General features: G+C 59.8%; 7 protein-coding genes and 1 rRNA gene. 1 reads left to right on the top strand and 7 read right to left on the bottom strand.

The window, feature by feature from the left end; translation table 11 throughout:
* Positions 1–146 precede the first annotated feature (146 nt).
* Positions 147–1,094, top strand: a complete 948-nt coding sequence (locus VY732_RS03530) for a LysR family transcriptional regulator (RefSeq protein WP_331695837.1) — start codon at positions 147–149, stop codon at positions 1,092–1,094.
* On the opposite strand, the gene VY732_RS03525 is transcribed toward VY732_RS03530, so the two are convergent.
* From VY732_RS03525 to rrf, 7 genes are all read right to left on the bottom strand, one after another.
* Positions 1,091–1,543 carry an OmpA family protein gene (locus VY732_RS03525; protein ID WP_371043470.1) on the bottom strand — a complete coding sequence of 151 codons (453 nt, stop codon included), beginning with the start codon at positions 1,541–1,543 and terminating at the stop codon, positions 1,091–1,093. The genes VY732_RS03530 and VY732_RS03525 overlap by 4 nt on opposite strands.
* A 47-nt stretch (positions 1,544–1,590) precedes the next feature.
* Complete coding sequence (locus tag VY732_RS03520) at positions 1,591–2,859, bottom strand: diguanylate cyclase domain-containing protein (RefSeq protein WP_331694277.1); 1,269 nt, start codon at positions 2,857–2,859, stop codon at positions 1,591–1,593.
* On the bottom strand, positions 2,856–3,431 hold the full coding sequence (locus VY732_RS03515) for a YfiR family protein (RefSeq protein ID WP_331694276.1): 576 nt from the start codon (positions 3,429–3,431) through the stop codon (positions 2,856–2,858). Before VY732_RS03515 ends, VY732_RS03520 begins: the two co-directional genes overlap by 4 nt.
* A 90-nt stretch (positions 3,432–3,521) precedes the next feature.
* Positions 3,522–5,660, bottom strand: a complete 2,139-nt coding sequence (gene recD / locus VY732_RS03510; protein WP_331694274.1) for an exodeoxyribonuclease V subunit alpha — start codon at positions 5,658–5,660, stop codon at positions 3,522–3,524.
* Positions 5,657–9,346: an exodeoxyribonuclease V subunit beta gene (recB, locus tag VY732_RS03505; protein ID WP_331694272.1), complete on the bottom strand. Its 3,690-nt coding sequence runs from the start codon at positions 9,344–9,346 to the stop codon at positions 5,657–5,659. Before recB ends, recD begins: the two co-directional genes overlap by 4 nt.
* The gene (gene recC, locus VY732_RS03500) at positions 9,343–12,795 is read right to left on the bottom strand and encodes an exodeoxyribonuclease V subunit gamma (RefSeq protein WP_331694270.1); all 3,453 of its coding nucleotides are present in this window, start codon (positions 12,793–12,795) and stop codon (positions 9,343–9,345) included. Before recC ends, recB begins: the two co-directional genes overlap by 4 nt.
* Positions 12,796–12,949: 154 nt before the next feature.
* Positions 12,950–13,065: ribosomal RNA gene (rrf, locus tag VY732_RS03495) — 5S ribosomal RNA — on the bottom strand.
* Positions 13,066–13,205: the final 140 nt, after the last annotated feature.

Genomic DNA, 13,205 nt, shown 5'->3' with positions numbered 1-13,205 from the left:
GGTCTCCGAAACTTGTTTTTATCGTAGGAGCCAAGGCGAAAGGTTCGCCTTGAGATGAGGCGTGTGTCACGAATTGGTTGTCGGACTGTTTTTGGAGTATAGATGTGCAAACTTCTAATAAGAACGCACATATAAGCCCGTCCATCATGCAAAAAAACATCACCTCTCTAGGTTCGCTGAACTGGGACGACCTCAAGTTTTTCCTCGAAGTCGCCCGCACCCGCAAGGCCAGCACCGCGGCCAAACGGCTGGCTGTCGACTACACAACCGTTTCGCGACGGATCAGTTCGCTGGAAGCGGCATTGGGCACTTTGCTGTTCGAGAAGTCGCGCACCAGCGGCTTCGTCCTGACCAGCGAAGGCCAGCGTTTGCTCGGTTATGCCGAGTCGATTGAAAGCACATTGCACATGGCCTGCGAGCAAGTCTCCGGCTCCGGTGTGGCACTCTCTGGACATGTGCGTATGGGCTGCACCGAAGGTTTCGGCAGCTTTTTCATCACCCCGCAGCTAAGCCATTTCGTCGACGCCTACCCGGCAATCTCGGTGGACATCCTGCCGCTGCCGCACTTCATCAGCCTGTCCAAGCGCGAGGCCGACATCGTTATCGCGCTGGAACGGCCGGAGCATGGGCCTTACGTGTGCTGCAAACTCTGCGACTACCGTTTGCAGCTCTACGCGACTCAGGAATATCTCGACAAACACCCACCGATCCGCCGCCCGGCAGACTTGAGCAAGCATCAATTCATCAGTTATGTGGATGATCTGGCGTTCAGCTCGGAGCTGCTGTACCTGGCGAACGTGTTGCCCGGCGCCAGCGCCAACTTGCGCAGCACCAGCGTGATCGCGCAGTTCGTCGCGGCGCAGCAGGGGCGCTCACTGGCGATACTGCCGTGCTTCCTCGCCGCGCAGGATCCGCGCCTGCTGCCGGTATTGCCGGAGGACATCGATATTACCCGGCAGTTCTGGATGTACTGCCGGGAGGATCTGAGGAAGTTGAAGCGGATCACTTTGTTGTGGGATTACATCCGTGAGGTGACCGAGCGTAATCAGGCATTGCTGATGGGACAGACCCGCGAGATGCAGTTCGCCGATTAGTCGGCGCTGACCACAATCGACACACGGCGGTTCTCCGTGCGACCGGCCGCCGTATCGTTGGACGCCACCGGCTCTTTGCTGCCCAGGCCTTGCAACTGGATGTTCTCTTGCTTCATGCCGACCGTGCCCAGCACGTTGGCGACACTTTTCGCACGACGCAGCGATAGTTGCTGGTTGTACGTCTCTTTGCCCGATGCGTCGGTGTGGCCATCGACCCGCACGCGCTCGATGCCGACACCCAGCAATGCCTTGCCGATGCGTTCGACGATCTCGGTGCTTTGCGGGTTCAGGCTTTCGACGTCGCTGCCAAACAGCACTTTGCCGGACAAGCCAAACTCCCAGCCCTCGTCGGTCAGCTCAAAACCCTGTTGTTTGAGAACGGCGACTTGCGCCGGGGTCAGGCCTTTTTGCGGTGCGGTCTGGCAACCGGTCAGAGCCAGTACGGCCATCAACAGCACCACGTAAAAAGATCGAATGGACAGTGTGAACACGAGAATCAGCTCCTGGTTTGAACGGAATCGACCGGGTGCTCCGCCCCGGCCGTGAATTGGGCGCCGCGCGACAGACGCTTGGCTTGATACATCGCCGCATCGGCTGCATCGAGCAAGGCCCCCGGCGTGACACCATGATCGGGAAAAACCGCAATGCCGATACTGAGCGAGGTCACCACACTGGTGTCGCCCGGCAGCGCGATGGGCATGTCCATGCTGGCGAGGATCTTGTCGGCAATGCGCTCGGCATCTTCGACCTTGTGCAGCGGCGTGAGCAGCACGGCGAACTCGTCACCGCCCAGCCGCGCCACCAGATCCTCTTCGCGCAACTGCGCACGAACGCGATTGGCCACCGCCACCAGCACCGCATCACCCGCCGCGTGGCCGAAGTTGTCGTTGATGCCTTTGAAGCGGTCACTGTCGAGAAACAACACGGCAACACGCTCATCGTGTTTGCTGGCACTGCGCAACGCGCGGATCAGGCGTCCTTCGAAAAAGGCACGATTCGGCAGACCGGTAAGGCTGTCGTGACTGGCTTGGTGAGCGAGGGTTTCGTTTTCGTTCTGCAGATGGGTTTGCCAGGACTCCAGCTCATCGAGCAAGGCGTTGAAGTCATTGCCGAGATTGTCGAGCTCGGCGATCTGCGCCGGAGGCACGCGGCGATCCAGCGCGCGTTCGCTGCGGGCCGCGTGGGCCACATTGGCCAGACTGCGCAGAGGACCGGTGATCGCGCGTAACTGGCGGCGCGCCAGATGAAGCGCAACCCAGGCGCTGATCGCGGTACAGAGGATGATCCCCGCCAGACCGCTGAGCAGAAAGCGCATCAGGCTGCCACCATGGCCGGTGAGCAGTACACGACCGATTTCACGGTCCTGATGCTCGATCGGCAGGCTGACAGGCTTTTCCAGGATGGCGCGGGTGATCTGCATTTCCAGCTCAGAGAACAAACCGTTCTCCGGGCGTTGCCAATGCGCGAGCAGCTGTCCCTGACTGTCCAGCACCTGGGCGTCAGCGACCTCTTCGGAGGAAGCAATCAGCGCCAGCGATTCATTGGCGGCGGTCTTGTCGTTGAACACCACCGCGGCTTCCACGGTGTAGCTGATCGAACGGGCGATCAAGTGCAGGTTGTGATCGGCGTACACCCGTAAAGCCAGTACGCCGAGCAGCGTCAGCGAAACGCTGGCCATCGCCACGCCCACCAGCGCGACCGTCAAATGCCCTCGGCCAATGACCGAGCCCAACGTTGGGCGGCTATTCGATCTGAACAGGTTCATGGCGCCGCCGGTTTGCGACGCGACAATTGCAGCACGCTGGGGTGAATGCGCACGCCGCTGCGGGCAACGGAGTCGAGATTGACCTCGAAGGACACTTGCTCATCGCCAACGCGCAGACAGAACAGGCTGCCGACCGTGCATTGATCACCACCTTCGCTGATGCTCAGCACCGGGTGACCGATCAGCGAAGCGAACAAGCGAGTGCGTTCATCGGGCGTGAGTTTGCCGATGTACACCGCATCACATTCGCTGACGATGGCCGGGTTGTCGGCCAGCAGGCGACGTACGGTGACCGGGCGGCCGGTGGCTTGCGTGGTGCCTTTGACCAGATCGTCGGTGTATTCGGTGGGGCCGACGATGCACAGGCGCAATTGCGCCGGCTCAACCGGCCAGCGCGCGTAGCTGAGAATGCCAAGAACTACCTGCGTGACAGATTTGGCCCGTTGTTCGGCCATGCCTGTCGGCGCTTGTGGTTGCGCGACAGCTGCACCCGTCAACAACCAGAGCAGCGCAACAAGCAACGCGTGCTTGCAGACAACTACGCGCCCTGTCGCCCAGACAGACACCTTCATGCAGGGATTCTCTTGGATCGTAGCGGAATGATGCCGCAACGATAGCACAGCAGTGAAACGCCAGCGAGACAGCGACCTCTGACCGGTTGGTCAGTAATCGCCGCCAAGCTTCTGGTTCTTCACCCCAGAGGCGCGCCCCCCCTCCTCCAGTTCCAGCATCAACCCGCTCAGGCGTTTGACCTTGCGCTGCACTGCCTCCTCGAACACTCCCGGGCGGGATTCGATCAGGGTGAACCAATGCTTGGCGCGGGTGATGCCGGTGTAGATCAGTTCTTTGGTCAGCACCGGATTCAAGGCGTCGGGCAGAATCAGCGCCGTGTGGGCAAATTCCGAGCCTTGGGACTTGTGCACCGTCATCGCATAGACGGTTTCGACGTCATTGAGGCGGCTCGGCAATACGAAGCGCACGCCGCCCTGACCGTCGTTGCGCGGGAACGCCACGCGCAACACCGGTTTGCCGGCGTCGGGTCCTTCGCGCTCGGGCAGTTTGAGGGCGATGCCGATGTCGCCGTTCATCAAGCCCAGACCGTAGTCATTGCGGGTCATCAGCACGGGCCGGCCTTCGTACCATTGCTGATCGTTTTCAATCAGACGTGCTTTGAGCAGCGCGGCGGTGATCCGTTGATTCAGACCTTCGACGCCCCACGGCCCTTTGCGCACGGCGCACAGCAACTGAAAGGTGTCGAACGCCTGCAAGACTTCGCGGGCCCAAATGACCCAGTCCGGATGTTCGAGTGGCCGGCCCGAGGGTGGACGCTGATCACGCAGCACGCTCAGATAATGGCGATAGCCTTGTGGGCCGTCGCCATGCCCCTCCAGCAACAGGCGCTCGAGCTTGTGATCGTGTTCGCCCTTGAGCGGCAGCGAATACACATCGTCATAGTGCCCGGCAGTGAGCAACTGCCGCGCTTCATCCGGCAACTGTTGGTTGACCCGACGCGCGAGCTGACCAATCCCACTGCCCTCGCCGAAGCGCCGGGAGTGGCGCAACATCACCACTTGCTGGGCCAGTGGGTGGGTGCCATCGACGTCTTCATGCAAGCCACTGTCCGGCAGCGACTCACCGCTGACCGACTCCAGCCACTGTCGGGTCTGCGGGTTGTACCAGCCACTCTCGGCGTCTCGGCACAAATCTCCCAGCACCGCGCCGGCCTCCACAGAGGCCAATTGATCCTTGTCGCCGAGCAATACCAGTCGCGCATGGGCTGGCAAGGCATCGAGCAGATTGGCCATCATTTCCAGGTCGATCATCGAAGCTTCGTCGACCACCAGCACATCCAGTGGCAGGCGATTGCCGACATGGTGACGGAAGTGGCGGGTGCCGGGACGGCTGCCCAGCAAGCGATGCACGGTGGTGACGTCGCAAGGGATTTTCGCCCGCACCGCTTCGCTGACTTCCAGCGACTGCACTTGCTGGCTGATGGACTCGGTCAACCGCGCCGCAGCCTTGCCTGTCGGTGCCGCCAGACGAATCCTCAGCGGTTGGTCTGCGGCGACTGCGGGCGCTTGAAGCAAGGCCAGCAAACGCACCACGGTGGTGGTTTTGCCGGTGCCCGGTCCGCCGGTGACAATGCTGAAAGCGCCACGAGTGGCGAGGGCGCAGGCGAGTTTCTGCCAGTCGATCACCTCTCCGGGTCTGGCTGATCCGAACAGCTCGTTCAAGCGCTGCGGCAGATCGACCGGCGTTGGCTCGACTTGCTGCAGACGCTGGCGCAACGCCGTATCGATGCGCCGTTCGTACGTCCAGTAGCGTCGTAGATACAGGCGTTTTCCCGAGATTACCAACGGACGTTGTTGTGCTGAATCGCTGGTATCCGCCGACAATGCGACCAGAGAGCTGCCCGCCAGCACCTTGCACCAGTGAGCACCATTGAGCGCCTCGAGCAATTGCGAAGGCAGCAACAAGACACCACCTTGCACGTCTCCTTCGGGGGGTAGCGACAGCGCGAAGTCGGGCGCCTTCAGGGTTTCATAAAGATCGAGACAGACATGACCGTGGCCAAGTTGATGACTGGTCAGGGCAGCAGCGAGTAACACCAGCGGATCCGTATCGCGATCAAGTTCGTGAAGGAACGCGACGAATGCTTTGTCCAGCGCACGCAGCCAGCCGCGCTCGACCCACCGGGTCAACAAGATCAACAGGTCATCGGCGCTGGTAAGGGGCGATAACTTCGACAGACTGTCAGCAGCCAGCGGTGTAGGGAGCAGATCGGCAAAGGTGCGGCTCATAGCAGGACTCCCTGTTCCCAGGCGGGTTCGGTCTTGGGTTCGGGTTTGCCTTGGAACATCCGGTCGAGGCGCTCGATAAGCTCACGCGGCGGACGTACAAAATAGACACCGCGACTGTCAGCACGGGTGCCGCGCAGAAACAGATACAACGCCCCGCCGACATGCCGGTCGTAGTCGTAATCTGGCAGCCGGGCCTTGAGCTGGCGGTGCAACGCCAGCAGGTACAACACGTATTGCAGGTCATAACGGTTGTCGAGGATCGACTGTTCCATGGCCTGCTCGGTATAGGCCAGATCATCCACGCCAAGCCAGTTGGACTTGTAGTCGGCCACGTAATATCGGCCATCGTGTTCAAAGGTCAGGTCGATAAAGCCTTTGAACATGCCGTTGAGTTGCACCGGTTCTGCCGCCACACGGGCCACGCCCCTGTGAGTGTGCTGACGCACCAGTTCGTCGAGTTTGAGTACATCGACTTTATGGCTGGCGAACCAGAACTCCATCTCGACTCGATACTGCTTCAACTGTTCAAGAACAACGGGCGGTTGCCCGCCTGCAACCGGCAAAGGTGATTTGAGCAGATGTTGCAGCCAGTCACTCAGGGTGATGATCCAGCCTTCCCAGCCCCGCAAGTTACAGCGACGGGCAATCGCATCTTCCAGCGCCTCGCGGGTAACGGCAAAGCCGTCATCACCGGCCCATTCCAGCAAACCGTGAAGAAACGTTCCTGGATTGGGGCCACGAGGAAAGCGATGGATATCGGCGCCACCGGCAATTATTTCCCGCGGAGCATCGGGATCGAGGCGCTCATCATCGAATAGTTTTTGCGCTTGTGGACTGTCCGGTGCTTCATCGCTGCCGACACTCAACACGTCGCTGATGCGCAATGCACTGTAGGAGGCGATCCACCAGTTTTCGCTGGCCTTGCGCTTGGGCACTAGCGTCGCACTCAGCACGGCGTCATTGCGTGGCGGCTGGTAATGCTCGTCGGTGGGTTGTGGCATTTCATCGATGTGAATGGCCGGGCAGTCTTGTTGCAGGTCTTGCAGCCAGCGTTTCAGTTCACTGGACTCGCCCAGCGATGCGCCGCCACCGAGCAGATAACCCAGCGCCGAAAGGTGCAGCACCGAGCTGTTGTTATTGCCGCGTTTGAGATCCGTCACACCCAACCAGCAGGCGTGCTGCGCCCGCGTCAGGGCAACGTAGAGCAGGCGCAGGTCTTCAGCCAGGCGTTCGTCGTCCGCTTGCGCAATCAGTTCGGCGGTTGGCTTGAGACTTATCTGAGCCTTCCCCGCGCCGTCGTGGTAATGCAACGGCAAGCGACTGCCATCCACGGGTTTCGCCGAACAGATGAACGGCAGGAACACCAAGGGATATTCCAGGCCTTTGGACTTGTGGATGGTCACGACTTTGACCAGTTGCTCGTCACTTTCCAGACGCAGAATCTGCTCTTCGCCAGCCTGACCGGACACAGCCAGCAGCTCAGCCAGATGACGAATCAGCGCTTGTTCACCGTCCAGCTCCGCAGCCGCTTGCTGCATCAATTCCGACAGATGCAAAAGGTTGGTCAGTACGCGCTCGCCATCACTGCGTTGCATCAGGGTTTGTGGCAAGTGGAAGTCATGCAGCAGGCGGCGCAACATCGGCAGCACGCCTTGCTTGCGCCATAACTCGCGATAGCCACGGAACTGCATGACCCGGGTTTCCCATACCAGCTCGTCCTGGTTCAGACGTTCCAGCTCTGCCAATGGCAGGTTCAGGGTGATACAGGCCAGTGCGGCTTTCAGGGAACGTTCGACATCCGGTTCGGCACAGGCCTTGAGCCAGGACAACAGGTCGTGAGCCTCTTGCGCCGCGAACACCGAATCCTTGTCCGACAGATAAACACTGCGCACGCCGCAGGCGGCGAGTTCACTGCGTACGGCCTGGGCTTCTTTGCCGTCGCGCACGAGAATCGCAATGTCGGACGGCTTCAGACCTCTGAAGTCTTTGCCATCCTGCACGAACCCCGCGTCAGCGCTTTGCCCGCCATTGAGCAGCGCGGTAATTTCGCTGGCGCACGCGGCTGCCAATTGCTGGCGATAGACCACGCCGGACAGTGGCTGGTCGCTGGACAAGTGCCAGACATTCAACGCCGCGACATCTTGCCCGGCAACCTGCAGGCGCTCCTTGCGGCCTTGAGATTGCACGGGAAGGAACGGCACCGGGTTGTCGCCGCTTTTCTCGCGGAACAAAAACGCACCGCGTCCCTGCTCTCGGGACTCGGCGCGTGCGAATACATGATTGACCGCGTTGACCATGCCGTGGCTGGAGCGAAAGTTGGTGCCCAGGGTATGCAGCCGGCCAGTAGTGGCCTGACGTGCGCGCAGGTAGGTGTAGATGTCCGCACCGCGAAAAGCGTAGATCGCCTGCTTCGGATCACCGATCAGAAACAGCCCGGTGTCAGGACTGTTCTCCTCAATGCGATAGATGCTTTCAAAGATTCGGTACTGCACCGGGTCGGTGTCCTGGAACTCGTCGATCAGCGCGACCGGGAACTGTTCGCGAATCAACGTCGCAAGACGCTCGCCCCCGTCGGACTGCAAAGCCGCATCCAGGCGTAACAGCATGTCATCGAAGCCCATCTCGGCGCGACGCCGCTTCTCTTCTTCAAAGCGTGCGCCTACCCATTTGGCGGCATGTTGCAGCACAGCGGCGTCGGGGCTCGGCAATGCATCGAGGCTCGACTTGAGTTTTGGCATGGCGTCCAGGCCCGGGTGGCTCGGGGCCTGACCTTTCCACGCCTCGGCCATGCCGTCGGGGGTCAGTCGGGTGAAACCGGTGCCGATATCCAGTTGCTCCAGGGACTCGTCTTCGGCCCATGCCTTGAGCTTTTCAAACCAGGGCTCGAAGTAACGCGCCTGCATTTTGCGTCCGTCGACGGATTTGCTCGCAACACCTTGATGGCAGATGGCGAGCAATTCGTCTGCCCACTGACGCCATGGCATTTTCAGTTCGAACAGCGCTGCACGGCGTTCTTGCAGGCATTCATCGATCAGCTCTGCGGGAGCCTTTCCCTCGTCACTGTCGCGTTCACTGGCGAACAGGCCGCGCACGCGAGGCAACAAGGCCGCCGGCCCGCCCCAGTTGCTACGCACCCAATTCAAGGCGTCGCCCTGCATCGGGTAACAGAACAGCCGCCAGTAATCGCGCAACACTTCGCCGAGCAAGTCGCTGTGATCGGTTTCCAGGGATTGAGTGAACAAGCTGCCGCTGTCGAACGCGTGCTCACGCAGCATGCGCTGACACCAACTGTGGATGGTCGAAACGGCGGCCTCGTCCATCCATTGCGCAGCGACATCGAGGCGGTTGGCACAACCGGGCCACTGTTGAGCGTCGAACTGATCACGTAATTCGGCGATCAGCGCATCGGGCGCTGGCGTTTCGTCGCGAAAGAATCGAGCGGCCTCAGCCAGGCGCGTGCGTATGCGCTCACGCAGTTCCTTGGTCGCGGCATCGGTGAAGGTCACCACGAGAATCTGCGGCGGCAACAATTCGCGACCGAACCCGCTCGACTCGTCACCGTGCCCCAGGATAAGCCGCAGGTAGAGCGCAGAAATCGTGAAGGTTTTACCGGTACCGGCACTGGCTTCGATCAACTGGCTGCCCTGTAACGGAAAGGCCAGGGCAAGGGGTGTCTTGGTACTCATGCGCGAGCCCCTTCGGTGGACAGCGAACGCCAAGGCGCTTCAAACAGCGGGCGATACAACGCGTCGCACCAACCGGAAAATGTTTCGTCCTCCAGCAATGCATCGAAGTCGGCGTATTGCCGGGACAACGCCGGGCTCTCGCGGCGCTCACCTTCGCTGGTCTGCCCGTCACCTTCATAGGCTTTACGCGCTGCCGCTTCGGCCTTCAGCGGGTCGCTCTGAGAGAGCCACGCGAAGGCAGTTTTTACAGCGATCGGCAGTGGCTGTCGCATCCCGGCCTGCCAGGCGAGGAGCAAATCGCCGAGGAAACGTACCGCTCGTTCTGGCGCCATGGGTTCAAGCAACAACGTATCGTCGCTGGCTACCAATGCAGTGCTCAAGGAAAGCCCGCTGGCGCAGGCCACCAGATGATTGACCCACGGTTTGGTCAGGCGATGCCATTTTCGGCTTTTGATCGAGCCAATGCTGTTGGGAATGGTCGTGACCGACAACAGGCCACTGTCGGCGCGCTGATGCAAACCGGCGAGCCAGCCTTCGAGTCGCAAGCCCTGCAATTCAAGGTTGACCGGCGTGGCACTGCTCAACGGGGTCGGCCACAATGTCAGCAGTTGCTGATAACGCTGCAGTAGATCCGGCAGAGGTTCGATCAGCTCTCGCTGCAGGCACTCGCCGAACCCGGCCATTGGTAGCAGACCGCTGTTCTGCAGGCGTCGGGCCTGGGCAGTCAGCGCCTGATCGACATTGTCCGGCTGCCTGAGTGCGGCTTCGAGCAGACTGTCGCTGAGTGTGTAGCGCTGCAATGCGTCCAGTACGAAGGGTTCCTCGTCGGCCAGCGGTGCTTCGGCGGCCTCGAAATACACTTTGAGGCGTTGGCTGAAAAAATGCCGAACCGGGTTGCGCAAAAAGTCCTGCAACAACGCGAGGCTCAACGGTTCCTCTTGCACATAAGGGCTGAGTAACTGTGTTTCGTTTTGAGATTCGTGCTGTTGATGCAGAACCTGCCATTCGCTGGCATAGCTGAAGAGTTGATCGCCTTCATGAAAATAGCGCGCACTGAACGGCTGCAGCGGGTGCTCTTGCGTCATGGCACTAAGCAGATCGCGGTTTTCATCGAGCAATCGCCAACCGCTGGCGAGGTGATCGCGCAACTGGCCGATCAACACGGAGGCCGGTCGCTCACTGTTATCGCGGATGCTGCGGCCGACCCAACTGATATAGAGCTGGTTACGTGCAGACAACAGCGCCTCGAGCAAAAGGTAACGGTCGTCTTCTCGCCGCGAGCGATCTCCAGGACGGTAATCGCTGCCCATGAGATCAAAGTCCAGCGGCGGCTGTGCGCGGGGGTAATCGCCGTCGTTCATCCCCAGCAGGCAGACCAGTTTGAATGGAATGGCGCGCATGGGCATCAGCGTACAAAAGTTCACGGCACCGGCCAGAAAGCGCTGAGACAAACGCCCTTGGTCCAGCCCCGCGAGCCAGGCTTCACGAACCACGGTCAGTGGTAGCTCATCCGTCAGACCTACAGCCTCACACGTTTCCAGCCAGGTTTCGCGAAGCTCCTCCAACTGGGTCAACAAGTAGTCGTCATGCTCGTTGCTGGCTTTGAAGAACAGTTGCATCAGCGCTTGCAATCGATATCCCCACTCCTTGGGCTGAGCGGGTTGGGTCAACTGCTGATGGGCAAGTTCCAAGGCATCGAGCAGGGCCACCAACGGCCCGATCAGTGCAGCGTCGAGTCCACCAATTTCATCATAAGGTTCAATCCCTTCACACGCATTGGCGCTGCCTACGGCGTAGCCCAGAAGCATGCGGCGCAGACCGAAATGCCAGCTGTTTTGTTCGAGCTCGTCGGGTAAACCCAGGCCCGCGCGTTGCTCGGCACTCATGCCCCAACGCACGCCCGCGCCTTCTATCCATTGGTGCAGTGTTGGCAAGTCGCGCTCCTCAACACCAAAGCGCGCGCGAAGTGCAGGCACGTCGAGCAGGTCGAGGATTTCACTGACCGGAAAACGACTGTCGGGCAGCTTGAGCAGGTGTTCGACCGCGATCAGCAATGGATCCCGACCACGCTGCCCCTGATCCGCCAATGTGAAGGGGATGAACCGCGCATCGTGGCGATCGAGCTGACCAAACACCGCGCGGATATGCGGTGCGTAGCTATCAATGTCAGGCACCATCACGATCACATCGCGAGGACGCAGATCCGGGTTGGCGCTGAAGCGCGACAGGAGTTGGTCGTGCAGTATTTCGACTTCACGCTGAGCGCTGTGGGCAATGTGAAAACGGATCGACTCGTCATGTACCAGATCAACAGCAGGCCAGTGTTCGCGGGTTTCATTGAGTGGGCGCAACTCCAGGATGTCGTCCTGTAATTGATTGAGCAGGTTATGTGGCTGAGTGTCGCTGAACAGGTCTATGCGACCATCGCGAAAAGCCGCCCGATAGCTATTGGGATCGTCATAGCTGTCGAGCAGGTTGATGTAGTCCCGGCCTTGTTTACCCCATGCCGCCAATAGCGGATGGGCGTGTTGATGCAGTGCATCAGGGTCTAGCACTGTGGGCATTCCAGTCTTGCGCGATTGCCGCTTGTATTGATGCCGCAGCAGATCCTTGTCGGCGACAATATCGGCCCAGTGGTGTCGGCACGGGTTGTGAACACACAGCAGGACCTGACTGAAACGCGCAAGGCCAGCCAGTGCTTCAAGCACCTGGGCTGGCAGCGAAGAAATCCCGAAAACGATTACCCGCGAAGGCAGTCCCCCGGGAGCTTCGGCAAGATTGTTGATGCGTTCGATGAACCGTTGGTGAACGCCGGCACGACTCTGTGCCATACCCTGTTCGCCAACGTCATCCAGCAGCGCACGCCACAACTCTGCCTGCCAGCAACTGGTCGGAGGCAGTGGTTTTACTTCTCCCCTGACACTACGCAACTGATGCCGACCTTCGGCCCAGTCCTCCAGCCAGTCGGCCCGGTAAACCTGATACTGGTCGAACAGATCCGCCAAACGTTCGGACAATTGATAGCGCTTGCGCAGGTCGGTGTCATGGGTAAGGAAACGTTGCAACGGCTCGAAATGCGGGCGATCAATAACCTGCGGGAGCAGGCGCATGAGGCGCCAGGTCAGCGGGGCTTTATCGAGCAGGGATTTGGGAGGAATTTCATCTCGGCCCAGTACCATGCGGTACAGCTGCCACATGAAACTACCCGGCAGTTGCACATCAATCGCCGCCGCGATACCGCAACCGCCGAGATCATCTTCCTCAGGGTCTTCAGCCAAGGCCAGTTTGAGCCATTGGGCGATACCATTGCTCTGTACCAGCGCTATTTCGTTTTCCAGGGGAGCCAGTGGATAACGTCGCATTATGCTGATCACAAGGCTGCGCAGTTCGTCCAGGCTATTGCTCTGGACCACCATGAATGCAGCGTTGAGGGACTGGGCGTCCGGCATAAGGGTTTCCTTGGAAAAGTACAAAAGCCAGGGCAGAACCTTAGCATTGTCGACAGGTTGTGACAGCCGGACGGCGCCTGTGAATGCTGTAAGAACTTTCCTGCGGGCAAAACAAAACCCCAACTGCTTTCGCAATTGGGGTTTCGGAATTTAATCTTGACGATGACCTACTCTCACATGGGGAAACCCCACACTACCATCGGCGATGCATCGTTTCACTGCTGAGTTCGGGATGGGATCAGGTGGTTCCAACGCTCTATGGTCGTCAAGAAATTCGGGTACTGAGTCGTGACCAGATGGCCTCGCTTCAGCAAATCGGGTATGTGACAGCTTTCGGTGTTTGTGAACATCGAACTTTCGGTTCGTTTCGTCTTCACACACCGCAACTTGGCCTTTCGACGCAAATTGCT

The sequence above is a fragment of the Pseudomonas sp. ZY71 genome, assembly GCF_036542145.1.
Lineage (GTDB): Bacteria > Pseudomonadota > Gammaproteobacteria > Pseudomonadales > Pseudomonadaceae > Aquipseudomonas > Aquipseudomonas koreensis_A.
Note: the sequence above shows the minus strand (reverse complement) of the source record. Positions and strands in the feature narration are given on the sequence as shown.